Origin of the sequence: Collinsella sp. i05-0019-G5 (genome assembly GCF_042851345.1) — a bacterium.
In the GTDB taxonomy this organism is placed as follows: Bacteria; Actinomycetota; Coriobacteriia; order Coriobacteriales; family Coriobacteriaceae; genus Collinsella.
Window position 1 is genome coordinate 106,266 of record NZ_AP031421.1, and the last position, 26,019, is coordinate 132,284.

The following is a 26,019-nucleotide window of genomic DNA, read 5'->3' on the forward strand; positions in this document are numbered from 1 at the left end:
GACATTGCACTGACGGGAGCGCTACAATCCAATTGGCTTGTCCGATTGTCCGCGCTCATGCTCCTATTAGGTCATGGCAGGACTCCGGGACGCGGATGCCGGGGCGAGACAGGTCGGATTTGAGGACGGCCGAAGAGGCGTCAGCAGGTCAGTGGGTCATCGTCCCGGCATTCAGCATCAGGGTAGCGCTGCGACGCGGAAATCGCGCGCCGTTGCCGCGCCCCGCAGTGCCCGCTTCCCCCGAGAACAATTATCAGTGCAGGTAGATAGCCTGCCGTTTTTCAAAAAATGAGGGTATGGATGAGGGTTCCGACTTTAGCCCCGTAATCCGGCATAGTTTTGAAATGGCACCATATCCGTAACAGCCCTTGATCTCCCGGGGACGGAGGAAAACGGGTCATTTTGGCCTTGCGAGGGCTGCCACGTGACCCGTTTGCCACGAAATGGGCCCATCTACTACGTTTAGGCTGCTACCCTCAACCATGGCGAACAACGCAAAAAACAAAACCGCAGGTAAATTGCCCGCGGTTTTTCATGAAACGCGGCTATGGTCAGGGGTATCGGGTCAAACGTAGTAGACGGGCCGGTTTCGTGGCGAGCGCCATCGACTGCCCCCTTTGGGGACGGAGGAAAGCGGATCATTTTTGCCTGATGGCTCCGAGTCGCACCCGTTTTCCTGCGAAAACGCCGTGTCTCAACTTTGGTGAGACATTTGTCTCACGCCCAAAACAGAATCTGGAACATGTGTCACCTGCCCAAATTGTGTCTCATTTCGTAACTTTAGGCTGTTGCAAGGTCTGAGACCGCGAGAAGGGAGACGCGATGAGTAAGTACACGAGGGGTCTCTTGGCGGTGATACTGGCCGTGGTGCTGGTGTTGCCGGCTGCAGCATTTGCCATGCTGCCCGAGGCCAACGCCAGGTCCAGCACAGGAATGGACGGACCGATAATGACCGGAAAGGTCGCCGACCCCGACACCAGCGGTCGCTGGGAAATCTGGGCGGCAGGCCACGGTGGCAATAAGGTAACGACCCAAAACGTCGGTCGAATCTGGACCGACAAGACGGTCAAGGCAACCGAGGAAAACGAAGAGTCGGACTTTTTGACCACGCTTTCGGCGATGTCCTCGACGTCTAATTCAACCGTGACGGTTACCACGCCGCTCGACATCGTGATGGTGCTGGATGCCTCTGGCTCGATGGATCATGAGATGGGCGGTGGAGATCCCACCAGGCGCATCGATGCGCTGGAGAGCGCTGCCAGCAGCTTCATCGACGCCATTGCCAAACAAAACGAGGGCATCGAGGGCGTGGATAGGCAGCATAAGGTTGCTATCGTTAAGTTTGCGGGCAAGACGTCCAACAATATCGGCAACGAGACGTATCGTGACGGAGGATACACCTACAATTACACACAGGTTATGAAAGACCTGACCGATTGCTCCGGCGGCAACGTGAAAGCTCTTAAGCATAGGATTGCCCAGATTACACCCGCTGGTGCAACGCGCGCCGACAATGGTCTGCAGCTGGCAGAGGGTATCACTTCTGGTCGCGCGGACGCCAAGAAGATTGTTGTGTTCTTTACCGACGGCACGCCAACGAAAATTGACAAGTTTGATCCTACGGTTGCTAACGCTGCCGTGGCGGCTGCCAAGAACATGAAGGACAGCAAGGCCACCGTTTATACTATCGGCATCTTTGATGGCGCGGATCCCAGCGCTGGTATCCAGGATTCGGGAAAAAGCCAAAAAGAGAACAAGTTCATGCAGGCCGTTTCTAGTAACTACCCCAATGCCACGGCGTGGAATACTCATGGCACACGCGCGGAAAACTCCGACTACTATAAGTCGGCGACCAATGCAGAAGAACTCAAGAAGGTTTTCGACGACATCTCGCAGGCCATTACGTCGGAGCCGCCTTATCCGACCGAAATCCACAAGGGCTACGACGAGACCAAGTCCGGCTACATCACGTTTACCGATGAGCTGGGCGACTTTATGCAGGTCGACAGCTTCACCGAGGTCGTCATCAACGGCACGCCGTTTACCAAGGCGAGCAAGACGGTCAACAAAGAAACCAAGACCGATACGTACGAGTTCGATGGCAAGGCAAAAGACCTGCTCATTACCGTGCAGCGTGCCGGCGACGACAATCCCCAGAAGGGCGATATCGTAACGGTCAACATTCCCGCGTCGTTGATTCCGCTGAGTCACTTTAAGACCGTAGACGGCAAGCTTTCGGTCGATACCGTTAAGCCCATCCAGGTGAAGTATGCCTCGAGCGTGAAGAAGGTCGCACTCGACAACCTGTTTACGCCCGAGAAGGTAGCGGGGCTCAAGGATTACATCGAGCATAATACGACCGTCGTTGACGGCACCAAGACCGTGAACTTCTTTGCGAACAAGTGGAGCGACGGTGCGATGGGCGATACGGTTGCGACCTTTGAACCCGCCGACACCAACCGCTACTACTACTTCCAGAAGCAGACTCCTATTTACACGGATAAGGAATGCACGCAGCCCGCAAAGAATTCGCTGGCAGATACCGGCACCTATTACTACAAGGATAAGTTTGAAGAGCAGGGCGAGAACGGCGAGGCCAAGCCCGCCACCGCCGTCATCGAGTTTATCGGCGGCGACGCCGCGAAGTTCGGCGGCGCGATTGTTCCCGATGAGAACGGTAACTTGGTGTTTACTGTGGGAACCGCACGCCTGGCCTTTATCGATGAGCTCCACACCACCAAGGAGAGCGTGGGCGGCAACAAAACCGATACCGCGGCCGACGTTCTCAACCCCAAGTGGAACAACACGTCCGCCAAGGCGACCGCGACGCATGTCAATTCCTACCTGGGCAACAACGGCAAGATTAGCTTTGCGTACAACATGACGCCGGCGACGGCGGAGACCAAGGCTAGCTTTGGCCTGACCAAGGTGCTCGAGGGTCGCGACTGGACGAATGCTGACGCGTTTGAGTTTGGCCTGACATCCGAGAGCGGCGCCCCGATGCCTGCGGCTAGGACTGCGACCGTGCGCAAGGCTGACCTGGACCAGGGCAAGGCTGCCATCGACTTCGGCACGATCGAATACACCGAACCTGGCACGTACGTCTACAAGGTCAGTGAAAAGCATGCCGGGACCACGATTGACGGCATCGCCTACAGCAAGAACGTCGCGGAGGTCACCGTGACGGTAACGCCCAACAAGAGGGGCGAGCTCAGCGCCGCTGTGAAGGTGACTTGGAGCGAAGCCGACGAGACCGAGTTCAAGAACGTCTACACTGCGGAGCCTGTTGAGTCCAGCGTTACCGACAAGATTGACGTGACCAAGTCTCTGACCGGGCGCGACCTTACGGCCGGTGAGTTCAGCTTTGAGCTGCGCGAGATTAAGGGTGAGGACTCTGATCTTATCGAGACCGTTAAGAACGCCGCCGACGGCATGGTGACGTTCAGTGCCATCAAGTACACCGAGATCGGCCAGCACACCTACAAGCTGCATGAGGTTAAGGGCAACGCCGGCGGTATTGACTACGATGACGCGGTCTACACCATCGTGACGATCATCGCCGATAACGGCAAGGGCCAGCTGGTTGCCACGCACGAGCTGAAGGACGCCAAGGACGTCAAGAGCATCGAGTTCAAGAACGTCTACACCACGAATACTGCCGAGGTATCACTTGTGGGCAAGAAGAACCTGCAGGTCGCCGACGGCTTGACCCCGGCTGACATTGCCGGCAAGTTCACCTTTACCGTGACCGGTGAAGATGGTGCACCCATGCCCGCGAACGCGAGCGTGACCAATCATGCCAAGGGCAAGGTCGACTTTGGCAAGATCACCTTTACGCTCGACGACCTTAACAAGGCTCTGGGCGAGAAGCCCGAGAAGCGCGAGCACACCTTTACCTACACCGTGACCGAGTCCGGCGAGGTCGCTGGCGTGACCAACGACGCCAAGCTGTCGCGCGAGGTTTCCTTCACCGTGACTGATGACGGCAAGGGCAATCTGAAAGTATCCCACAAGCCGGACGGCGATGTGGCATTTACGTTCACCAATACCTATAACGTGACGCCTGCCGAGACGAGCGTCACCGACCAGATCACCGCGACCAAGTCCCTGACCGGCCGCGACCTCAAGGACGGCGAGTTCTCCTTCGAGCTCGTCGAGGGCGAGGACGAGGACGCCAAGGTCGTCGCCACCGGCACCAATGCCGCCGATGGCAAGATCACGATGAACGCCGTGAAGTACACCGAGGCCGGCAAGCACGCCTACACGCTGCGCGAGATCAAGGGCGGAACCACCAGCAAGGGCATCACCTACAGTGACGCCAAGTACACCATCGAGACCACCATCACGGACAACGGCGACGGCACCCTCAAGGCCGAGCATGTCCTGAAGGACGCCACGGCTGCGACTTTCAAGAACACCTACAGCGTGGCCCCGCTCGATGCGGAGCTCGACTTTGACCTGGGCAAGGTCATCAGCGGCCGCGACTGGACGGATGGGGACGAGTTCAGCTTTACCATCACCGCCCCCGAAGACGCCCCACTGCCCGATCCCGCAACCGTAACCGTGAGCAAGAAGGACGCGAAGGACGGCATTGCCGCCATCAAGTTCGGCAAGATTCACTACGCTGCCGCCGGAACCTATAAGTACGAGATTCGCGAGAACGCGGGCAGCACGGTCGGCTTGACGTATGACGCGCATGTCGCAACCGCCGAAGTGACCGTGACCGAGAACGGCGATGGCAGCCTGACCGCCAACGTCACCAAGAAGGAAAACGGACGCTTTACCAACACGTACCGCACTGAGCTTAACTACACCGCTGCCGGCGGTCTGTGGCTCAGCAAGTATCTGGATGGCCGCCCCATGACCGAGGGTCAGTTCACCTTTACCGTGACACCTGCTGACGACGCTTCGGCTCGCGCGCTCGGTCTGCTGCCCGGGGCTAATAGCTTCAAGTCCCCCGCAGCGGCAGAGGCAACGGTCGGACTGATCGACATTCTGGCTGGTCATGAGGTTATATTTACGCAGGCTGACGCCGGCAAGACCTTTACGTACACCGTGGCCGAGAAGAACGACGGCCAGCCCGGTTACACCTACGACGACGCCGTGCGCACGGTGACGATCGCCATCGCCGACGACACCGCCGGCACGCTCGCTGCTACGACGACCGTTTCCGGCGGTCCCGAGGGCACGCATGAGACGGTCCACAAGAGTGGCGAGAACAAGGTCGAGAAGGCCCTGGTGCCGTTCCACAACAGTTACAGCGCTACGACCAACACGCCTGGCGGCACCGCCGCTCAGGTCGTTGCCACCAAGACTCTGACCGGCCGCCCGATGGCCGACGGCGAGTTCTGGTTCGGCATCGCCTATCAGGGTGAGCTTGTGGCATACGAAAACCTCAAGCCCAATATCGGCGGGCACGTGAGCTTTGATACGCTGCACTACGACACTAAGATGCTTGCTAATCTTGAGGCTGCTGGGCTTGCCCATCGTACCGATAAGGACGGTAAGCTTGCCTGGACCATTAACTACACGGCCTACGAAGATTTATTCGGGCTGCCGAATGGCGTTTCCGCTACAACGTGGAGCTTTGGCTTTAAGGTTATCGTCGTCGACAACGGTGACGGTACCCTGACGGCAACGGTCGACTACGGCGGCGTCGAGCCCTTGTTCGAGAACGTCTACGGCGCCGAAGCCGTCGATGCCGCGCTCACCGGCACTAAGAAGCTCCAAGCTGCCGAGGGCCTGACCCCGGTTGACATCACGGGCAAGTTCACCTTTACCGTGACCGCCGACGAGGCTGGTGCCCCGATGCCCGAGCGCACGACCGCAACCAACGACGCGGCTGGCAACGTGGGCTTTGGCAAGATCCACTTTACGCTCGAGGACCTCAACCGCGCTCTGGGCGTGACGGACGATGCGACCGATAAGGCCGAGGCAGACGAAGCTGACGAAGCCGAGGCCAACGCCGGCGAGGCCGAGGTTGACGCCGACGCTGCCGACACCGACGAGTCCAACGACGAGTCCGAGCCCGCAGCCCCCACCGCTCCGCGCTCGCACACCTTTACCTACACGGTGACCGAGTCCGGTAGTGCCCCTGGTGTGACCAACGACGCCAACGCCATGCGCAAGGTTTCCTACACCGTGACTGACGACGGTACCGGACATCTGCGTGTCGTGCGCGAGGGCGACGACGGTGCTGCCTTCACGTTCACCAACACCTACGGCGTGGCACCTACCGATTCTTCCGTGACCGATCAGGTCAAGACGGTCAAGCGTCTGACCGGACGCGACCTTGCAGCTGGCGAGTTCACGTTTGAGCTGCTCGAGGACGGCGTGGTTGTCGCGAGCGGCACCAATGACGTCGACGGTAACGTTACGCTGAGCCCGATCCGCTACGAGGCGCCCGGCACGCACACGTACATGCTGCGCGAGGCTTGCCCCAACGCGCTCGGCCTGCACAAGGGCGTCACCTATGACGGCGCGACCTACACCGTCGTGACCACCGTCTCCGACAACGGCGGCGGCACGCTGACCGCGACGCACAAGCTCGAGGGAACCACCGAGTCGGCTGGCTTTACCAACAAGTATCACGCCATGCCCACGCAGGTTTCCATCGGGGCCATCAAGGTGCTCGAGGGACGTGAGCTCAAGAAGGACGAGTTTAGCTTTAAGCTCGTTGGCGAGGACATCGAGTCTACGGTTACCAACGATGCCGACGGCAAGATCAACTTCGACAAGTTCGAGTACGACGAGCCTGGTACGTACGTCTACACCGTCAGCGAGGTCAAGGGCGACGAGGCCGGTATGACCTACGACAAGTCCGTCTTTACCGCGACCGTCAACGTGGTCGACGACGGTGAGGGTAACCTCAAGGCGAGCGTTACCTATACCAAGGGCGACAAAAGCGTCGAGGGTATCGTGTTCAACAACACGTACAAGAAGCCCGAGACTCCTACGCCGACACCCGATCCCGGCACGCCCAAGACCGTGACGAACATCGTCAAGACGGTCAAGGGTTTCCTGCCCACCACGGGCGACCAGCAGGCTGCCGCTCTGCTTATGGCATTTGTCATCGCCATGGCCGGCGTCGGAGCCCTGGTCTGGGGTATCCGTAAGCGCTAGGCACGCTGGCAGCGCCCGGGGCCAGAAGGCCCCGGGCGGCCGGCGGGGAGCCAGAACATAGCCCCACCCCCAGCCCCAGCCGCCACGGAGGTATCTCCCTCCTCCGTGGCGGCGCTTTTGTGCGTAGGCGAGAAGGGTTCGCCACGAAACCGGCCCATCTACTACGTTTAGCCCCTTACCCCCAACCATGCCGAAAAGCGCAAAAACAAAACCGCAGGTAGAACGCCTGCGGTTTTCCGGAAAACGGGGGTATGGTCGGGGGTATCGAGTCAAACGTAGTAGATGGGCAGGTTTCGTGGCGAGCGGTTCCAGCTGATCCCTTGGGAACGGAGGAAAACGGATCATTTTGGTCTCGCGAGGCTTGCGGAGGCGCTCGTGCAGGGCCGCCCGAACAAAACTATGCCGGTTTACTACGATGAACTCGACATTCCCGACCATGACTGCATTTTTCTAAATATCGCAAGCGTTCTACCTGCGGTTTTGGAAGCGCGCAATTTGCCGTGGTCGAAGGTGGGCGATTCATCGTAGTAAACCGACATAGTTTTGAAATGGCATTAAATCGATAGCAGCCATTTTGCTATGCCGGGGTGGTCGGTTGTTGGGTAATTACCCTCGCAGGTAGGCGATGGCGATCTGCGTGCGGTTGCGTAGGCCCATTTTGGCAAGGATCGAGCTGATGTGGTTGCGCACCGTGCCTTCGCCCATGTAAGCGGCGGCGGCAATCTCCTTGTTATCGAGGCCGCGGGCGATGAGCTCGGCGACTTCGAACTCACGGTCGGTCAGGCTGGCAAAGGCGGCGGGTCGGCGAGGCGTGCTGGCATCGGCGCCTGTCCCGTCAAAATCGATGTCCTCGATCGCCTTGCCCTCGAGCACGCGTTTGCCGTCCATGACCTGCGCCAACGCCGGTGGAATAGCGGCGACATCGGTTTTGATCAGGTAGCCGCGGGCGCCCAGCTTGAGCGCCGACACAATGTACTCGTCATCCGAGAATGTTGTCAGAAACACCACGCGCGCCGCAGGGTCGCGCTCGAGGATCTCGCGCGCCGCCGATAGGCCGTCGCGTCCCGGCATCTGAATGTCGAGCAGTGCAATATCGGGTGCGTGTTCGGCATAGAGCGAAACCGCGTCGTTGCCGTTGGCGCCGGTGCCCACTACCTCGATCTGCGGCTGGGCGCCCAGGATAATCTTGAGCGAATCGACCACTAGGCGGTCGTCGTCGACAACAATGAGCCTCATCGGGCCTCATCTCCTTGCTGTTTGGGGACGGTGGCAAACACGCGCCAGCCGCCGACGCCGGCGCGCGGGCCGGCGGTGAAGGTGCCGCCAAGCGCCTCGACGCGCTCGCGCATGGAGCCGAGCCCCATGCCCTCGGCGGCGCCGCGACCGCCCGTCTGGGTCCCGCCCATGCCATCGTCGGTAACGATGAGCTGGTAAAACGATGGATGCTCCATGCATCGCACAGCAACGTTTTGCGCGCGGGCGTGGCGCATGGTGTTGGATAGCGCCTCGCGCAGGACCGCCGCAAAGCAGTTGGCGACGTTTGCGGGCGCATGTTCGGTCATAACTTCAAGCTCAATCTGCGGGCCGCCGTCCGAGCGTGCGCCTTCAACAATGCGTTCGAGCTGCACGGAAAGATCGACGGCGTTGTCGTTGAGCGCGTGGACGCTGGTGCGCACAAGCTGGAGCGCCTCGTCAACGGTGTGCTTGACGTCGGCGAAATCGGCGGCGACGCCGGGTTCATCGGCGTGGACTATGCACAGGGCCTCGGTCTGCAGCGAGGTACGCGTGAGCTGGTGCCCGACGTTATCGTGGATCTCGCGCGCGATGCGGGCGCGTTCGGCGAGCGTCGCGAGCTCGACTTCGTAGTCCTGGCGATCGGCAAGATCGCGGTTGCGCGCTTCGAGCGCGAGGGCTCGTTCCTGCAGCTCGTCGCGGGTGCGGCGCATGCGCTGCTGCTCGCGTTCCAACTGGGCGGTGCGCAGCGATAGCAAGGTAGCGGCAACCGAAAGGATGGCAGTCAGCAGGAGCGTTCGGGCGGTGAGCGCGTCGGTGCGAAGGTCCGCGACAAGCGCAAAGACAAAGGTGGCGCCAATGCCCAGCGCGGCCCAGGCGTGCTCACGGCGCACCCGCCGCGCGATGTCATAGAGGGCGAGAGGCGCAAACGGCACAAACGGCGGCACGAAGACAGCCGCGATGATGTAAGCGCAGCTCGCGGTCTCGCTCGCGCGCCGGGCGCTTTTCCCCTGCGCGAGCTCAGCCAGCGAGGTGGCAATAACGCCAAGGCAAAACGCCGCGACCAGGCGAGCGTCCACAGCAAGGCCCAGAGCGGCTGCGATACAGCACGCCAGCACAATCGATTTGTCGAAAAGCCTGTTCATACGGGTATTGTACGCGAAGCCGCGCGTGGTGGAGGGGCCGCCCGGGGCAACCGTGACATTCCTCCCGCGCGGCAAATCGGCGTCGATCGCTCGCGCGAGCGGGGGTTTCGCCTCCGCCCCCCTCACTCGTGACAAAGCTCACTGGTGCGCGCCGCCCGCTCCTGCGATGATGAAATCGTACCGGGCCACGACCAACAGAAGGGCCGCCTCATGACAGACATCGTCCATGTCGAAAACCTCGTCAAGCGCTATGACGATCTTATTGCGCTCGACCACTTTAACCTGAGCATCGCCCCCGGCGAGATCTTTGGCCTGCTGGGCCCCAACGGCTCGGGCAAGACCACGTCCATCAACTGTATCCTGCAGCTGCTCGCCTACGACAAAGGCACCATCGAGCTGTTCGGCGAGCCCATGACGCCCGCCCGCTACGACCTCAAGCGCCGCATCGGCGTGGTGCCGCAGCAGGTGGCGGTGTTTGACGAGCTCACGGTGCGCGAGAACATCGACTATTTCTGCAGCCTCTACGTTAACGACCGCAAGCGCCGCCGCGCGCTGGTGGACGAGGCGATCGACTTTGTCGGGCTGGGCGACTTTACCAAGTTTCGTCCCGGCAAGCTTTCGGGCGGACTGGCGCGCCGCCTCAACATTGCCTGCGGCATCGCACACAAGCCCGAGCTCATCTTCTTTGACGAGCCCACGGTGGCGGTCGACCCCCAGAGCCGCAACGCCATCCTGGAGGGCATCTGCCGCCTGCGCGACGAGGGCGCTACGGTGGTGTATACCAGCCATTACATGGAGGAGGTCGAGCAGATCTGCAGCCGCATCATGATCATGGACGGCGGCCGCGTGCTGGCGCAGGGCACCAACGACGAGCTTAAGCGCATGATCCAGATGGGCGAGCGCGTGACTGTTGAGGTCGGTGCCGTCGAGGCCGCCACGGTCGAGCGACTGCGGGCCCTCGAGCACGTGCTTTCGGTCGAGCTGTCCGGCGGCGAGCTCGTCTGCACCTGCGAGGCGAGCCCGCACAATCTGGTCGACATCCTCGACACGCTGCGTGCTGCCGACGTGGCGCTCGGCCGCGTGTGGAGCGAACCGCCGACCCTCAACGACGTGTTCCTCGAGATCACCGGCCGCAAGCTGCGCGACTAGGGGGCAGCCATGTTCAACACCATCATCACTACGGTCAAGACGCTGCTGCGCCGGCCGAGCACGTGGGTCTGGGGTGCTCTCTTTCCCGTCGCACTTTCCACGATGTTCATGTTTATGTTTGCTAACCTCAGCTCCGACGGCAAGATCGACCCGGTGCCGGTTGCCGTCGTGGCGGACGAGGCTTGGGACGCTTCGACCTTTAAGGGCGTGGCGACGTCGCTTGCCAAGGAAGACAACGATCAGCTGCTCGAGATCCACGAGTGCGAGGATGTGGACGCCGCGAACCGTGCGCTCAAGTCCGGCGAGGTCGCGGGCATCTATACGGTTGATGCCGCGGGCACGCCCAGGCTCACGCTGCTGTCGAGTTACGACAGCTCGCGCGCCTCGTCGGTGCTCACCGACCGCAGCATCCTTGAAACGGTGGCAAGCTCGTATACGCAAAATGTCGAGCTCATGCGCCAGATTGCCCAGGACAACCCGGCGGCGCTCGCCGATCCGGCGGCGGTTGCGCACGCCCTGTCGCTCGAGGGCGGAACCCGCCGCATGAGCCTGACTCGTGCCACGCCCGATGGCACGGTCATCTACTATTACGCGCTTTTTGGCCTGGTCGCGATGATGTCTGCCGAGTTTGCCGCCTTGAGCGTCGTCGATTTGCAGCCTAATCTGTCGGGCCTTGGCGCGCGCCGCTGCGTGGGCGGTCTTTCCAAGACGGCGTCGCTGGCCGGCATTTTTGTCGGCTCGTGGCTGGTTTCCTTTGCATCGATGGCGGTTGCGATCGGCTACGTGCGCCTGGTCGTGGGCGTCGACTTTGGCGGGCGCGAGGGGTTGTGCCTGCTGGGCGGGGCTGCATCCGCGCTTGCCGCCACGGGCCTGGGGCTTTTTGTGGGCACGCTTCCCGTTAAGGGCGGCAAGGCATCCAAGTCGGGCATCCTCACGGGCTTTGCCACCACGTGCGCCCTGTTTGCCGGCCTCTACGGCGAGCCGGCGATGGCGCTTGCCGACGACGTCGCCCGCGCTTGTCCGGTCGAGTGCTGGCTCAACCCCGTCAAGCTCATCTGCGACATGTTCAATCGCCTGTATTTCTTTGAGGACCTGGGGCCCTTCGCTGTTCGCGCCGGCGCGCTCGTCCTGATGGCCCTGGTGTTTGTCGCCGCCGCTACGCTGATCTTTGGAAGGAGCCGCTATGAGCACCTTTAAGACCGCGCTTCGCATGGCGCTGGCGCACCCGTTCTACCTGCTCATCTATACGGTGTTCATCTCGCTCATGGGCGTATTCATCGCGGCTTCGGTGAGCTGGAACTCGTCGCAGCTTACCGAGTACAAGCCCTACGACACCAACGTGATCGTGGTCGACCGCGACAATAGCGACCTTTCGCGGGCGCTTACCAAGCACCTGGGCTCACGCTTTGACCTGGTCACGGGCGTCGGCGACGACACATACGACCTTGCCGACGCGCTCTCCAAGAGCAACAGCGCCAAGGGCAGTGCCGATTGCGTGTTCTTTATCCCGGAGGGGTTTGAGGACCATCTTGTTGCAGCCGCCCGTGCGGGGGAGGCCCTGCCCAAGCTCGACGTGACCTATGGTTCCGGCACCATGGCGGCGGCGCTTTCGTCCGCCGAGGCCTCGCGCTGGATCTCGCTCGCGGGCGCTGCGGCGGCGCTTGAACCCGCTGCCTCCAACGGTGACGTCGCAAGGGCCGCCGAGCACGCGGCCGCAAAGCGCGCGGAGGTCCAGATCGAGCAGGTCAAGGTCGACTCGACTGCTGCTACCACGCTCGAGTCGTACTTCAACTTTGGCGCGTACGCGATCATCTCGTCGGTCATCGTGTCGGTGGGACTGGTGTTTTCGGGCATGAACGAGCCCGAGCGCGTGCGCCGCATGGATGCCAGCCCGGTCTCTGAGCGCCAGCGTTCGCTCGCTGTGTTCGCGGCCGCCGCCGTGCTCGCCGTCTGCATCTGGCTCGTGTCGAGCATGATGGGCGTCGTGGGCTTTGCCAGCGCGGTTGCCGAGGTCGGCGTGGGTCGCGTGTGCCTAGCGCTGGCGGCAACGTTTGCCCTGGCGTGCACGCCGCTGGCTGTTGGCTTTATGCTGTCGAGCCTGGGTGCGCGCGAGGAGCTGCTCAACGGTGTGGGCAACTTACTCGGCATGCTCATGACGTTTTTGGGTGGCGCCTGGATGCCGCTGTCGCTGATGGGTTCGGCCGTGCAGACGGTGGCGCACTTTGTGCCGACGTATTGGGTGAACGACGCGATCGGCAAGGCGCTTACCTCTGACCTGACGTCTGCCGCGCTGGACGACATCGCCTGCGACCTGGGCGTCACGGTGCTCTTCGCCGCCGCCATCGCCGCCGTAGGCCTAGCCCTCGCCCACAACAAATCCAGCGTCTAGCCACCTAGTCATTGGGGACAATCTTTGCCGATCCGCCGGCAGGGCTGGCAGGGACTGTCCCAATATGTCGGCACTTGGGGACGGGACTGCGGACGATTTCTTGGACCGCTACGCGGCCCTTCCCAGCGCGGCGCGGAACTCGGCCGGCGTGCGGCCGCCGAGCGCATCGCTGCGCCTCTCCGTATTGTAGCGGCCGATCCAGGCCCCGAGCTCCTCGATGAAGCGGGCGGGGGCCCAGCCCGACCAGTCCCTGCCGTGCCAGAACTCCCTCTTGAGCAGGCCGAAGAAGCCCTCCATCGCGGCGTTGTCCGGGCTGCAGCCCTTGGCGGACATGCTCCTGGTGAGGTCGTTGTCCTCGCAGATCGAGATCCAGCCGGGCCAGCGGTAGTGGCCGCCGCGGTCGGAGTGGATGACGGGGCGCTCGCCGGGCGCCAGCCGGGCGCAGGCGTCCTCGAGCGTCGAGTTGGCGAGCGCGGCGTCCGGTCTCTCGCCGGCCCTCCACGCCACGACCGAGGAGTCGAAGCAGTCCCTGATGGCCGACAGGTAGACCTTCCTGCCGGAGGGCAGCCTGAACTCGGTGATGTCGGTGAGCCACAGGAAGTTCGGCAGGGCCGAGCGGAAGTCGCGGCGCACGAGGTTCGGCGGGGCCGGCGTCGGCTCGCCCGCATAGGAGCTGTAGGGCCTCCTCTTCCTCCTCATCCACCTGGGGACCAGGCCCTCCTCGCGCATGATGCGGAGGACGACCTTCTCCGAGGCGCGCACGGGCTCGTCGAGCTCGCGCAGGCGCGCCGTCACGAAGCGGTACCCCCGCGCCCCCTCACCGTCCTCGGTGAAGATCCTGCGCACGAGCGCGCGCAGGGGCGCGAGCCGGTCGGGCCTCGCGATCGCGCGGCGCTGGTACTCATAGGAGCTCTTTGATATCCCCAAGGAACTCGTGAGTTCTCTCAAGGACCACTTCCCGCACGGCCTCAGGCGGTCTATCACCAGGGTCTTCTCCCTGTTCGACATCCCGTCGAGGCTCGCGGCTTTTAAAACGTCGTTCACCGCCCTGAGGACGGCGTTCTCCAGGACGAGGCGCTCTATGTTAGCGTCAATATATTTTTCACCATTTTCACCAACGTATTTTCGCCAATCGCGCCAACGCGGATGCGCCGCTTTCGGCGTCTAGGCTCCCTCCTCCTTCCCTTCCTCGCCGCCGATGGATACGTCCTTCAGGCGGTACGACCGTCCCGTTATCTTGATCATCGCGCAATGGTGGCACAGCCTGTCGGCCACCGCCGAGGCCGTGACGTTGCTGCCGAACACGTCGCCCCACCTGCCCACCGGCACGTTGGTCGTGACGATGGTCGACCGCTTGAGCGCGTAGCGCCTGTTGACCAGCTGGAACAGCAGGTCCGCGCCCTCCTTGCCGATGTCGAGGTAGCCGAGCTCGTCTATTATCAGCAGGCTGCAGTGCTCGTAGAACCGCATCCTGCGCGCCAGCGCCTCCTTCGCCGAGGCGTGCTTGAGGTCCTCGACCAGCCTCGAGCAGTCGGCGAAGTACACCTGCTTGCGGGCCATCACCGCCTCGTGGCCTATGGCTATCGACAGGTGGGTCTTGCCGACGCCCGGGCTGCCGACGAGCACGACGTTGTCGCCGCGGTCGACGAACTCGAGCGTGGCCAGCTGCTCGACCAGCCCGCGGGGCACGCTCGGCTGGAAGCCCCAGTCGAAGTCGGCCAGCGTCTTTATGTAGGGGAAGTTGGCCATCCTCAAGCGGCGCTCGTCGTCGGCGCGCCGCTTGAGGGCTATCTGGGCGTCGGTGAGCTCGAGCATGGCGTCGACCAGGCCCTTCCTCCCGTCGGCGACGAGCCTGACGTACTCGGGCACCGACGACGCCATGCCCTCGAGCCCCAGCTCCTCGAGGTTGGCCGCCAGGCGGTTGAGGGGGCTGGCCTGCACGGCGGCGCTCACAGCGAGCCCCCTATCGAGTCGAGCAGGCCGAGGTTGGCCGCGGCGGCCGCCTCGATGTCGCCGGCGGCGTCGCCGAACCACCGCTTCCCGGCCATGGCCTCGGCGTAGTGCGCCGGGTCGTAGGCCGGCCCGCCCGCCACGTGCGTGGCCACCAGCTCGCCGCCGACGTAGCAGTCCATCGCGCCGCCGGGCATGCAGACGATGCGGGCGGGCCTGCCGATGCAGCGCCTGGGCACCGACATGGGCTCGCCGTGCGCGCTCACCAGCATCGTGGCCGGCACCCTGGCCACGCGCACCACGTCGCCCATCGCCTCCTCGAGGGCGCGCAGGTTGCCGACGGGCAGCAGCGCGTCCTTCTCCTCCATGAACAGCGCGGAGGGCGGCAGCCCCGTGGTCTCGTTGGGCTCGGAGTTGCTGGCGTCCTCGATCCGCGCGACGATCTCGTCGATGTCGTCCCAGCCGTCGAAGTCGCCCTGGTAGGCCGCGAGCCGCGACAGGAAGCGGTTCGACGACTCGACCTTGCCCTTCGTCTGGGGGCTGCGCGGGCGGCACAGCTTCAGCTCGAAGCCGGCGGCCTTGGCGAACTCGTATGCGCGCTGGACCTTGAGGCGCCTGCCGCCCTTGACCGTCACCAGGGCGGACATGTTGTCCGTGACCCACTCGCGCGGCACGCCGCCGAGCCTCGCGATCGTGGCGTACATGCACCTGACCAGGTCGTCGGTCGTCCTGGTCCCCGACCGGATGAATATGTGCCTGCGGGAATGGCCCAGCGTCGCCGCGAACACGTTGAACTCGAACAGCTCGCCGTCGCGGTTCGCCATCTTGACGGACTCCTTCCAGTCGAACTGCAGCTGCAGTCCGGGCGGCGTCTCGAAGCGCGGGTGCGGCTCCGGGCCGCCGGAGGCCCCGACGGCGATGCCGTTCTTGCGCATGAACTGGGTGAAGGCGTTGTAGCCGGCCAGGTCCTCGCCGGGATACCTGTGCAGCAGCCACTCGTGGATGCCCTTCTTGGTGACTCCCGGCAGCTGCGCCTTGGCGGCCACCTCCTCGATGTGCGCGTCGAACGAGCCCGCCCTGTCGCCGCGCCCGTCGCGGGGCCGCCCGCCCTCGGCCCTCCAGTACGACGCCACGGTGTGCCTGTCCTTGCCGTAGCGCTTCGCTATGTCGCTGAAGTTGGGCTTTATGCCCGCTTCCCTGTACATGTCCAACTCTCCGATCAGGCTCTTCTCCGCCACGGCCCGCTCCTCCCGAAAGCATCGTCCGCTCGTCGATCGAAGCGTAAGCCCCGGCGTTGGTGGAAATGGTGAAAATGCGTTGGCGCAAATGGCGGGATTGCGTTGGCATGATTGGTTGTTGAGCGTTGGTCAAAATGGTTGTTTTTACAGTAGCGCTAACACTCTATCAGGGCGTCCTTGTCGTCCGGGTCGATGTCGGGGTACACCGGACCGTCCCCGACGACCTTCGGCAGATCCATCTTCGCGACCGCCCTCCCGACGGTTCCGCCCGCGGCCCCGGCCCTCGTCCAGCGCGCGACGGCGCTCTTGCTCGGCCCGTCGAGCTCCCGGGCTATCTCCCTGCACGAGAGCCCGGAGCGGCGTAGCTCCCCGGCCCTCTCCACTACGGCTCTACTGTATGTCATGCGGACTCCAAACCGGACCTGATGGTCCAACTTTTTGTCCGCAGTCCCGACCACTCATTGGGGACAGACTTAAATGAGCGATTTCACTCATTTAAGTCTGTCCCCAATGAGTAGGTTGGAAAATAGTTCGCGCACGTCGCTTAAAAATAGTTCGCCCGGGTTTACTATTAGCCTAGAAAAGTAGCAGAAGGCTAACAATGGGGGATAGCATGGCGACGAAGCAAGCCTACGTCCAGGTCAAGGGGCTCAAGAAGCACTACGGCGATGGAGATGCGCGCCTGACGGTGCTCGACGGCATCGACACGTCCATCAATCGCGGTGAGATCTGCGTCATGCTGGGGCCCTCGGGTTCGGGCAAGTCGACGTTTCTTAACCTGATCGGCGGCCTGGAGGATGCCGACGCCGGCTCTATTCTGGTGGACGGCTGCGACCTCACCACGCTCAAGCCCGCCGACCTGGGTGAGTACCGCCGCCGCGAGCTGGGCTTTGTCTTCCAGTTCTACAACCTGGTGCCCGATCTCACCATCAAGGAGAACATCGAGGTCACGGCGCACCTGTCCAAAAACCCGCTCAATGTCGACGACCTGCTGCGTTCGCTGGGTCTCTACGAGCACCGCAACAAGTTCCCGCGCCAGGTCTCGGGCGGCCAGCAGCAGCGCTGTGCCATCGGCCGCGCACTCGTCAAAAACCCGGGCCTGCTGCTGTGCGACGAGCCCACGGGCGCGCTTGACTACAAGACGTCCAAGGAAATCTTGCAGCTCATGGAGGATGTCAACCGCACCTACGGCTGCACCATCATCATTGTCACCCACAATGCCGCCATCGCGCGCATGGCCAATCGCGTGCTGCGCCTGCGCGACGGGCGCATCGTCGAGGATGAGCTCAACGAGTCGCCCGTCGCGGCCGCCGAGCTCGATTGGTAGGCGGCGCCATGACACCTCTCACAAAACGTCTCCCGCGCGAGCTGCGCCGCAATATCGGCAAGTACCTGGGCATCTTTTTGCTTATGTGCGGAAGCATCGCCCTTACCTCGGGCTTTTTGCTCGCAGCGCATTCCATCGGTTGCCTTATCGACGACATGCGCGATGCGTACACGATTGAGGACGGCCGCGTGACCACCTCTTTCGAGGCCACCAAAGACCAGCTCAAGGCAGCCGAGGGTGCAGCCGGCGACGTCGGCGGCGTCACGCTCTACAAGAACTTCTCCATCGACGCCATCATCAAAAAGGCGTCCGGCGACGACGGCACCAAGCGCACGCTGCGCACCTATGCGCACCGCACCAAGGTCGATATCGCGTCCTACTGTGAGGGCAAGGAGCCCAAGACGGACGATGAGGTGGCAATCGACCGTGTCTTTGCCACCAATAACAACCTGTCCGTGGGCGATAAGGTCGAGCTCGAGGGTCGCACCTACACCATCTGCGGCATCATGACTCAACCCGATAGCCAGGCGCTGTTCCTCAACAACTCCGACTTTACGGTGAACACCATCACCTATGGCGTGGCCGAGGTCACCGACGCTGGCTTTGCCGCGCTCGAGGACGTCGGCGGCGCGCCCGCCTACACCTACTCCTTTACCTTTACCGATCGCGACCTCTCCACTGCGGACCGCATCGATGCGGAGCAGGATATGGTCGAGGCGCTGACCGATGCCGATACGCGCGTGGACGATCTGATCGACGCCGATTCCAACCAGGGTATTGGCTACGCGCGCGACGACGTGGACGGCGACTCTATGATGTGGATGACGCTGCTCGACATCATCATCGTGATCATGGCGTTCGTCTTTGTGGTCCTTACCGACGCCACCATCGAGGAGGAGAGCGCCATCATTGGCACACTGCTCGCCAGCGGCTATCGCCGTCGCGAGATCGTGCTGCACTACCTTGCGCTTCCCGCCATCGTGGGCGTGCTCGCAGCGCTTTTGGGCACTGCGCTCGGCGTTGTGTTCTTTACCGAGCCCATGCGCAGCCTCTATTACGGTTCGTATAGCCTGCCGCCCTTCCAGGTGTACTGGAGCTGGGAGATCTTTGTGAAGTGCGCCGTGGTTCCCGCCGCCGCGCTCATCCTCATCACGCTGGTGGGCCTGCTTCGCAAAATGGGCAAGACGCCGTTGCAATTCCTTCGTCACGAGGCGAGCGGCAAATCGGGTACCAAGTGCGGCCTGCAGCTGCCGGAGCGCATGGGTTTTGTCTCGCGCTTCCGCCTGCGTATCTTCCTGCGCAACCTGGGCAACTTCGCCACGCTCTTCGTGGGCATTGCATTTGCGTCGCTGCTGATGCTTTTTGGCCTGGCGATTCTGCCCACGATGACGCACTACGCGGACAACCTGAAGACGAGCCTGGTCGCCGAGCACCAGTACACGCTCAAGGCGCCGCTGGAGCTCGAGGGCACCGCCGAGGAGCGCGAGCAGTGGTCGGCACTCGAGCGCTTGCAGTCGGTTGACGGCGCGCTGCTAACCGCTGCCCAGGATGCCGATGACGAGCTTGACGACGCGGCCGATGCGGCGCAGACGGCAGCCGATGCCGCGACCGCATCTCCGTCTGCCGAGAGCCTGACTGCGGCGCAGGATGCGCTTGCCAAGGTCCAGGACAAGAAGGATGCGCTTTATGCGCGCCTCGATGATCTTGCCGATGCCCTCGGCTGCAACCGTGATGAGGCTATCGACCTGATCGACAAAGCCTCCAAGATTGACACTGACAACGACGATATCCACCCGGTCAATACGACCGACAACGGCGCGGGCGCAATCGCACAGGCTGAGAAATACGCCGTTTACCAGCTGCAATACGACCGCGGCGATGGAAATGGCGAGGAGACGATTTCCGTCTACGGCATTTCAACCGATTCGCGCTATTGGAAAGACCTCAACGTCGGCGATGGGCGCATCGTCTTTGGCGGCGGTCTGCTCGATAAGTTTGGCTGGAGCGAGGGTCAGAAGGTCATGCTCGGCGACAAGTACGAGGGCGAGCATTATTCCCTTGAGTACGCGGGCAAGGATTGTACCTGGGGCTCCAAGTCGGACATGAATATCTATATGAGTATCGATGACTTTAACGAGCTGTTCGACAACGACGCCGCCTACTTTAACGGCTATGTGAGCGACGAGAAGCTCGATCTCGATGCTCGTTACTTTGCCGGCGACACCACGCCCGACGACATGCGCGCCGTGGGCGACCAGTTTATCGGCATGATGAGCAAAATGATCGGCATGATGGTTGGGCTCGCGGTGTTTATTTTCCTGCTGTTTATGTACCTGTTGACCAAGGCTGTGATCGACCACGGCGCCCGTTCGATCAGCTACATGAAAGTCTTTGGCTATCGCGATAGCGAGATCTCGCATCTGTACATCCGCTCGATCACGCTGTGCGTGGTGGCGTCGCTTGTGCTGAGCCTGCCGGTCATTATTGGCTCGCTTACGGCCATCTTCCGCTCGATGCTGCTCGCCTACAACGGCAATATCGAGATCTACGTGCCCGCTTGGTCCATGACGGCGTGCGTGGGCATTGGCTTTGCGACCTACCTGGTCGTGGCGCTGCTACACACGCGTTCTATCAAGCGCGTCAGCCTAGCCGAGGCCCTTAAAGTCCAAGAGTAGTCGTTTAAGAACCTCCCCAACGACTAGGTTTCGCGCTTGACTTTGACCCTACTTCAACGGGTACCATCCTCTATGTCTGTAACGCCATATAGACCGAGGGGATATAACTATGACCGCAACTGCACCCGCAGCACCCGCTAAGGTGTACTTCACCAACCTGCGCACGCATGCTCGCGAGAGCCAGCTCGACAAGCTCAAGCGCCTCATCCGTCACGCCGGTATTGAGCAGATCGACTTTGAGAACAAGTTCGTCGCCATCAAGATTCACTTTGGCGAGCTGGGCAACCTGAGCTTTTTGCGTCCCAACTACGCCCGCGCCGTCGCGGATGTCGTCAAGGAGCTGGGCGGCAAGCCCTTCCTCACCGACTGCAACACGCTCTACGTCGGTAGCCGCAAAAACGCGCTCGAGCACATCGATACCGCCTATCAGAACGGCTTTACCCCGTATGCCACGGGTTGCCAGATCATCATCGCCGACGGCCTCAAGGGTACCGACGAGGCGCTCGTCCCGGTCGAGGGCGGCGAGTACGTGCACGAGGCCAAGATCGGTCAGGCACTCATGGATGCCGATATCGTGATCAGCCTCACCCACTTTAAGGGCCATGAGCAGGCCGGCTTTGGCGGTGCCATGAAGAACCTGGGTATGGGTGGCGGCAGCCGTGCCGGCAAGATGGAACAGCATGCCGCCGGCAAGCCGAATGTCGCGACCGATCACTGCGTTGGCTGCCATGCCTGCGAAAAGATCTGCGCGCACAACGCTATCTCGTTCGACGACACCCGCGAGCGCGAGCTTGCCAACGGCAACACCAGCACGGTGCACGTGGCTGCCATCGACCACGATCGCTGCGTGGGCTGCGGACGCTGTATTGCGGCATGCAACCAGGACTGCATCAAGCCCGGCTATGACGCCGCGGCCGACGTGCTCAACTGCAAGATCGCCGAGTACACCAAGGCCGTCGTCGACGGCCGTCCGAGCTTCCACATCTCGCTCGCCATGGACATCAGCCCCAACTGCGATTGCCATCCCGAAAACGACACGCCCATCGTCAACGATATCGGCATGTTCGCGAGCTTCGACCCGGTTGCCATCGACCAGGCCTGCGCCGATGCCGTCATGGCATCCGAGCCGCTGCCCAACACCGAGCTCACCGATAGCGCGGCCAAGATGGAGCATAACCACGAGCATCTGGAGGGCGAGCAGGCGCGTGACCCCTTCTGCATCACGCATCCTGACACCGACTGGCGCGCGTGCATCGCGCATGCCGAGAAGATCGGCTTGGGCACGAGCAAGTACGAGCTCATCGAGGTTAAATAGCGTCGTCCTATTGGACAAAGAACGCGATTTTGTTGCGTAACTCAATCAAAAACCGCCTGTGAGCACGGTGCTCGCAGGCGGTTTTTCGGAAGTATGCGGCAAATACTGAGACTGCCGAGCGCACGACGTTTTTTGGCAACAAAACCCCTGATAAATTGTTGGTAAAACTGCGGTCCGGTTGGCAGTTCCGGATTTTGCCGCATACTTCCGAAAATAGGGGGTTAGATAAATCCCCAGACGCCGCTTTTTCCCTAAAAATTCCTATCGAGGAAGTCGTCGACCGTATTCCAGTAGAGCTTGGGGTCAACTTGCGCACTCTTGGCGTGGGTGGCGCCATGGATGGTGAGCTTTTGCTTGACCTTGCTGGCGCACGCGTCGTAGTTTTGGTCGAGCATGTCGTACGGCACAAAGGTGTCCTGATCGCCGTGGATAAACAGCATGGGAACCGTCGCGTGTTTGAGTTGCTCCACACTGCTTGCCTTATGAAAGTCGTAGCCTGCGCGCACGTTGCACACCAAGTTTGCCACATCGAGCAAGGGAAAGCTGGGCAGGCCGAACACGTCCTTGAGCTGCAGAGAAAACTCGTCCCAAACACTCGTATAACCGCAGTCCTCGATAATGCATTTCACGTTTGCGGGCAGAGATTCCCCCGCGACGTTCATGGCGGTTGCCGCACCCATCGACTCGCCAAAGACCAGGATGCGCGCCTCGGGGTCAGCTGCGACGATCCGCCCAATCCATGCGACGATGTCGAGGCGCTCGGGCCAGCCCATGCCGATATAGTCGCCGCCGGAGCGCTCGTGGGCGCGGGCGGCGGGTGCGAGTACGTTCATGCCGCGGTCATGGAATCGTTTGGCGTATCGGGCCATGCCGATGGGCTCGTTGGTATATCCATGTAGGCAGATAGCGTAATCGTGCGTGCTCTCTGGGGCGGCAAAATACCAAGCGGCGAGCTCGGTTCCGTCATCTGCGGTAAGGCTGCTGCTCTTGCGGTTGTCCTTAAACCACGCCCGCGCCTCGGTGTCCTCGGCATCCATCTGTTCGCCCTTTTCGGCGTCCTTGCCATCCTGCATCATCTTCATGGTGTATGGCGCGCGGGGATTCAGCGCGAAGTCAAACAGAAAGTTGCCGGCAAATCCGAGCAGCGCAACGACAGCCACCAGCGCAACGATGCCGGCTATCTTGAGCTTTCGATGGGAACGTGCGTTTTGAGCCATGCGGTATTCTCCTATAAGATGTTAATACATCAACATTTAATGCAAGCGCATTATGGACGTTCGCCGTTGATGCGTCAACAAGCAAAGAATGGGTAAACAAAGGGTCACGTATGGTGCAAATTTCGCACGTACCTAGACGCTTTGATATAGTGTTGAGAACTCTTTACGTTGGAGGATGTAACCGGCATGTCCGATTCGAGTGACAGTTCTAAGCCGCGACCCAAGACCGCGGCCGTTCCACACTACACGGTGGGCGAGGAGATCATGAACTCCGTCACCCATGGTGTCGGCTGCCTGCTGGGTATCGCGGGCCTGGTGCTCCTGATCGTATTCGCCGCCCTGCGCGGCGGGGGCCCGGCCCACATGGCCGCGGCAATTGTCTATGGCGTCAGCATTATCCTCGAATACCTAGCCTCTACGCTCTACCATGCGATTCAGCCCGCGGGCGCTAAACGCGTGTTCCGCATTATCGACCACAGCTGCATCTACCTGCTCATAGCCGGCAGCTATACGCCGTTTTGCCTCATCACGCTCGCAAACGACGGCGGCGCTGTGCTGTTCTTTGCCGTGTGGGCCATCGCCATCATCGGCATCGCCCTCGAGTGTTTTATGCGTGAGCGTCAACCGCACTGGGTAAGCGGCCTGGTCTACCTGCTGATGGGCTGGCTCGTCGTCTTTAAGCTGCCCGAGCTCGTGTCGCTGCTCAACCCCGTGGCACTTGCCCTGCTCGCCGTCGGCGGCGTGTGCTACACCGCGGGCGTGCCGTTCTATATCGCCAAAAACGTGCGCTATCTGCACAGCGTGTTTCACCTGTGGGTGCTCGCCGGCAGCATCTTCCAGTTCATGGCGGTGATCCTCTTCGTAATCTAGCGACCATGCCTGCGCGTCCGCGTCCTCGTTTGGGCGCCAGTGCAATTGCTGTATCTGTCATCAACGTTTTACCCTAACGTCCCGAATCTTGGAGGTTCGAGAAACTCCCGATGGACATAACCATCTCCCTTATCACCACCCTCGTTTTGACCCTCATCAACGGCTACTTCTCCATGTCCGAGATGGCGCTCACCACGGCTAAGCGCGCCGTGCTGGAGCACGAGGCCGAGGAGGGCGACAAGCGCGCCGAGCGCGCCATTAAGCTGGCCGCCGATTCCGACCAGCTGCTCGCCACCATCCAGGTCGCCATCACGCTCGTGGGCTTTGCCTCGTCTGCCGTCGCCTCGACGAGCCTGTCCGACCCGCTTGCCACATGGCTCACGAGCTTTGGCATCGCGCCGCTCTCCGCCATCGCGCGTGGCCTGGCGCCGGTTATCATCACCGTCGCGGTCGCCTTCGTGTCTATCGTGATCGGCGAGCTGGTTCCCAAGCGCATTGGACTGGCCAACGCCGAGGGCGTATCCAAGCAGGTCGTGGGCCCGCTGTCGTTTTTCCAAAAGATCGCCCACCCGCTCGTGTGGCTGACCGGCGCCTGCTCCGATGGCCTGGCCCGCATCCTGCGCATCAAGAGCGCCGATGACCGTCAAAACGTCTCGGAGGAAGAGATCAAGTACATGGTCTCGGAGCAGGACGACCTGCTCGACGAGGAAAAGCGTATGATCCACGAGATCTTTGACTTGGGCGACACCGTTGCCCGCGAGGTCATGGTGCCGCGCGTGGACACCACCATGTGCGAGGATGACGAGACGGTCGCCAGCGTGCTATCCACCATGCGCCAGACCGGCTTTAGCCGCATTCCCGTCTATCACGAGGACCCCGACAACGTCGCGGGCATCGCGCACATCAAGGACCTGATCCAGCCCGCGCTCGACGGCAAGGGCGACCAGCCCATCGCCGGCTTTTTGCGCGACGCCACCTTTGTGCCCGACACCAAGGACATCCTGCCGCTGCTGTCCGAGATGCAGACCTCGCACGACCAGATCGTGGTGGTCGTGGACGAGTACGGCGGCACGGCCGGCATCATCACCATCGAGGACATCGTCGAGGAGATCGTCGGCGAGATCGAGGACGAGTTCGATCCCGACAACAAGTATCTCACGCGCCTTTCGCGCCGCGAGTGGCTCGTTGATGGGCGTTTTTCGTGCGATGACGCGATTGAGCTTGGTTGGCCGCTCGAGGAAAGCGATGATTATGAGACCATCGCCGGCTGGATCTTGGAGCTTTGCGACTCGGTGCCCGACATCGGTGAGGTGTTTGAGGTCGCGGGGTACAAGTTTAAAGTGCAGTCGATGCGTGGCCAGCGCATCTCGCTCATTCGCGTGATCGCTCCGGCCGAAACCGATAAGAAGGATTCCGAGTCTTCGGCAGAGAAGCCGGCGGCGTCGGGTGCGGGCTCTGCGGACCCGCACGACGGCGACGAGTAGGGCAAGGACGAGTAGGGGAGAGTTATGGCAGGCCTGTTCAACATCCTTAAGGTCACCGTCAGCGAGGACAAGATCTGCGCGCATGTGCTGGTGAACCCCGGCATGCCGCTTATGACTTCGGAGGACATCGAGGCCACGGCGCGCGTGTACTACCTGGTGCCGGCGATTGCCAAGCATCTGTGCCTGGGCGATTCCGGCCGCGAGTTCCAGGACTGCATGGGTCAGACCGAGCTCTGCCATCTGCTGGAGCACGTGACGGTCGAGCTCATGAACGAGACCGGTCTTGCCGGTAGCATCTCGTGCGGCCGCACACGCGTAAGCGAGCATGACGAGCGTGTCTTTGAGGTCGAGCTTTCGTGCCCCGACGACGCACTGGCCATCGGTGCGCTGTCGTCGGCCACCTTTATGATGGATTGGGCCTATCTGCACGCCGACCAGCCCGCCCCCGATGTGGACGGCACGGTCGCGGGCCTGCGCAACCTGGTGCTGGGCATGCGTGCCGAGGCCGAGGGCAAGGACCCGCACGAGGCCGTTGCCGCTGCGAACGGCGAAGATACTGCCGAGGACGAGGGCGCTGACGAGGGCGATGTGCCGGTTGACGCCGAGCCCGTTGCCGATGCGACCGCCGAGCCCGTTTCCACCGAGCCCCAGGGCGTCCCCAACTTTGACGACGAGCCCCAGGTGGCGATTGATACCGAGGGCGCGGTTGCCGAGAACCACGAGGCCTCCGCTGCCGTCTTTGGCGGTGCGGCGACGGTTCCGGCGGGACCTGCGCATGAGGGCGGCCTGCCGCTCGTGGACGGCGCCGGCGAGGACCCGGGTGCCACGGTGGCCATGCCGGCTATGCCTCAGGAGTAGGCCTACGCGTTTATCACCATCACGTACCTGCGCCTTTGCCGTACGCA

18 protein-coding genes are annotated in these 26,019 nt (G+C 62.0%); 11 read left to right on the top strand and 7 right to left on the bottom strand.

Annotation, left to right across the window (positions count from 1 at the left end; translation table 11 throughout):
- Positions 1 to 822: 822 nt before the first annotated feature.
- A complete protein-coding gene (locus tag ACGHIZ_RS00475) occupies positions 823 to 7,122 on the top strand; it encodes a Spy0128 family protein (RefSeq protein WP_390448329.1) in 6,300 nt (2,099 codons plus the stop codon).
- Positions 7,123 to 7,404: 282 nt separating this feature from the next.
- Entirely contained in the window at positions 7,405 to 7,650 is a 246-nt protein-coding gene (locus tag ACGHIZ_RS00480; protein WP_117773680.1) for a hypothetical protein, read from the top strand.
- A gap of 78 nt (positions 7,651 to 7,728) precedes the next feature.
- On the opposite strand, the gene ACGHIZ_RS00485 is transcribed toward ACGHIZ_RS00480, so the two are convergent.
- Complete coding sequence (locus tag ACGHIZ_RS00485; RefSeq protein ID WP_117766276.1) at positions 7,729 to 8,358, bottom strand: response regulator transcription factor; 630 nt, start codon at positions 8,356 to 8,358, stop codon at positions 7,729 to 7,731.
- Positions 8,355 to 9,500 carry a sensor histidine kinase gene (locus ACGHIZ_RS00490; RefSeq protein ID WP_117778699.1) on the bottom strand — a complete coding sequence of 382 codons (1,146 nt, stop codon included), beginning with the start codon at positions 9,498 to 9,500 and terminating at the stop codon, positions 8,355 to 8,357. Before ACGHIZ_RS00490 ends, ACGHIZ_RS00485 begins: the two co-directional genes overlap by 4 nt.
- Positions 9,501 to 9,710: 210 nt before the next feature.
- Here ACGHIZ_RS00490 and ACGHIZ_RS00495 point away from each other — a divergent pair, with 210 nt between their 5' ends.
- The 3 genes from ACGHIZ_RS00495 to ACGHIZ_RS00505 are packed head-to-tail and all read left to right on the top strand — an operon-like array spanning position 9,711 to position 13,038.
- The gene (locus ACGHIZ_RS00495) at positions 9,711 to 10,649 is read left to right on the top strand and encodes an ATP-binding cassette domain-containing protein (protein ID WP_390448333.1); all 939 of its coding nucleotides are present in this window, start codon (positions 9,711 to 9,713) and stop codon (positions 10,647 to 10,649) included.
- A 9-nt stretch (positions 10,650 to 10,658) separates the two neighbouring features.
- Positions 10,659 to 11,846 carry an ABC transporter permease gene (locus ACGHIZ_RS00500; protein WP_117766270.1) on the top strand — a complete coding sequence of 396 codons (1,188 nt, stop codon included), beginning with the start codon at positions 10,659 to 10,661 and terminating at the stop codon, positions 11,844 to 11,846.
- Positions 11,833 to 13,038 carry an ABC transporter permease gene (locus tag ACGHIZ_RS00505; protein ID WP_390448336.1) on the top strand — a complete coding sequence of 402 codons (1,206 nt, stop codon included), beginning with the start codon at positions 11,833 to 11,835 and terminating at the stop codon, positions 13,036 to 13,038. The genes ACGHIZ_RS00500 and ACGHIZ_RS00505 overlap by 14 nt, the downstream gene beginning before the upstream one ends.
- A gap of 108 nt (positions 13,039 to 13,146) precedes the next feature.
- Here ACGHIZ_RS00505 and ACGHIZ_RS00510 read toward each other — a convergent pair whose 3' ends face one another.
- The 4 genes from ACGHIZ_RS00510 to ACGHIZ_RS00525 form a co-directional block, all read right to left on the bottom strand.
- Positions 13,147 to 14,082: an IS3 family transposase gene (locus ACGHIZ_RS00510; RefSeq protein ID WP_390448339.1), complete on the bottom strand. Its 936-nt coding sequence runs from the start codon at positions 14,080 to 14,082 to the stop codon at positions 13,147 to 13,149.
- A gap of 120 nt (positions 14,083 to 14,202) precedes the next feature.
- Entirely contained in the window at positions 14,203 to 14,991 is a 789-nt protein-coding gene (istB, locus tag ACGHIZ_RS00515; RefSeq protein WP_390448342.1) for an IS21-like element helper ATPase IstB, read from the bottom strand.
- Positions 14,988 to 16,226 (bottom strand): IS21 family transposase, encoded by a 1,239-nt coding sequence (gene istA, locus ACGHIZ_RS00520; RefSeq protein WP_390447819.1) that lies wholly within the window; start codon positions 16,224 to 16,226, stop codon positions 14,988 to 14,990. The genes istB and istA overlap by 4 nt, the downstream gene beginning before the upstream one ends.
- 155 nt (positions 16,227 to 16,381) lie before the next feature.
- Positions 16,382 to 16,630 carry a hypothetical protein gene (locus ACGHIZ_RS00525; protein WP_390448345.1) on the bottom strand — a complete coding sequence of 83 codons (249 nt, stop codon included), beginning with the start codon at positions 16,628 to 16,630 and terminating at the stop codon, positions 16,382 to 16,384.
- A 209-nt stretch (positions 16,631 to 16,839) separates the two neighbouring features.
- On the opposite strand from ACGHIZ_RS00525, the gene ACGHIZ_RS00530 reads away from it, so the two are divergent.
- From ACGHIZ_RS00530 to ACGHIZ_RS00540, 3 genes are all read left to right on the top strand, one after another.
- Positions 16,840 to 17,553, top strand: coding sequence for an ABC transporter ATP-binding protein (locus tag ACGHIZ_RS00530; protein ID WP_390448348.1), 714 nt, complete (start codon positions 16,840 to 16,842; stop codon positions 17,551 to 17,553).
- Between the two features lie 8 nt (positions 17,554 to 17,561).
- The gene (locus ACGHIZ_RS00535) at positions 17,562 to 20,228 is read left to right on the top strand and encodes an ABC transporter permease (protein ID WP_390448350.1); all 2,667 of its coding nucleotides are present in this window, start codon (positions 17,562 to 17,564) and stop codon (positions 20,226 to 20,228) included.
- Positions 20,229 to 20,337: 109 nt separating this feature from the next.
- Positions 20,338 to 21,543: a DUF362 domain-containing protein gene (locus ACGHIZ_RS00540; RefSeq protein WP_390448352.1), complete on the top strand. Its 1,206-nt coding sequence runs from the start codon at positions 20,338 to 20,340 to the stop codon at positions 21,541 to 21,543.
- Positions 21,544 to 21,794: 251 nt separating this feature from the next.
- Here the strand turns inward: ACGHIZ_RS00540 and ACGHIZ_RS00545 are convergent, their stop codons facing one another.
- Positions 21,795 to 22,760, bottom strand: coding sequence for an alpha/beta hydrolase (locus tag ACGHIZ_RS00545; protein WP_390448355.1), 966 nt, complete (start codon positions 22,758 to 22,760; stop codon positions 21,795 to 21,797).
- A gap of 186 nt (positions 22,761 to 22,946) precedes the next feature.
- Here ACGHIZ_RS00545 and ACGHIZ_RS00550 point away from each other — a divergent pair, with 186 nt between their 5' ends.
- The 3 genes from ACGHIZ_RS00550 to ACGHIZ_RS00560 all read left to right on the top strand — a co-directional run bounded on the left by ACGHIZ_RS00550 (position 22,947) and on the right by ACGHIZ_RS00560 (position 25,972).
- Entirely contained in the window at positions 22,947 to 23,630 is a 684-nt protein-coding gene (locus ACGHIZ_RS00550) for a hemolysin III family protein (protein WP_390448358.1), read from the top strand.
- A gap of 110 nt (positions 23,631 to 23,740) precedes the next feature.
- Positions 23,741 to 25,114 (top strand): hemolysin family protein, encoded by a 1,374-nt coding sequence (locus ACGHIZ_RS00555; protein WP_390448361.1) that lies wholly within the window; start codon positions 23,741 to 23,743, stop codon positions 25,112 to 25,114.
- 24 nt (positions 25,115 to 25,138) lie between these two features.
- On the top strand, positions 25,139 to 25,972 hold the full coding sequence (locus ACGHIZ_RS00560; RefSeq protein ID WP_390448363.1) for a hypothetical protein: 834 nt from the start codon (positions 25,139 to 25,141) through the stop codon (positions 25,970 to 25,972).
- The last annotated feature ends 47 nt before the right edge of the window (positions 25,973 to 26,019 follow it).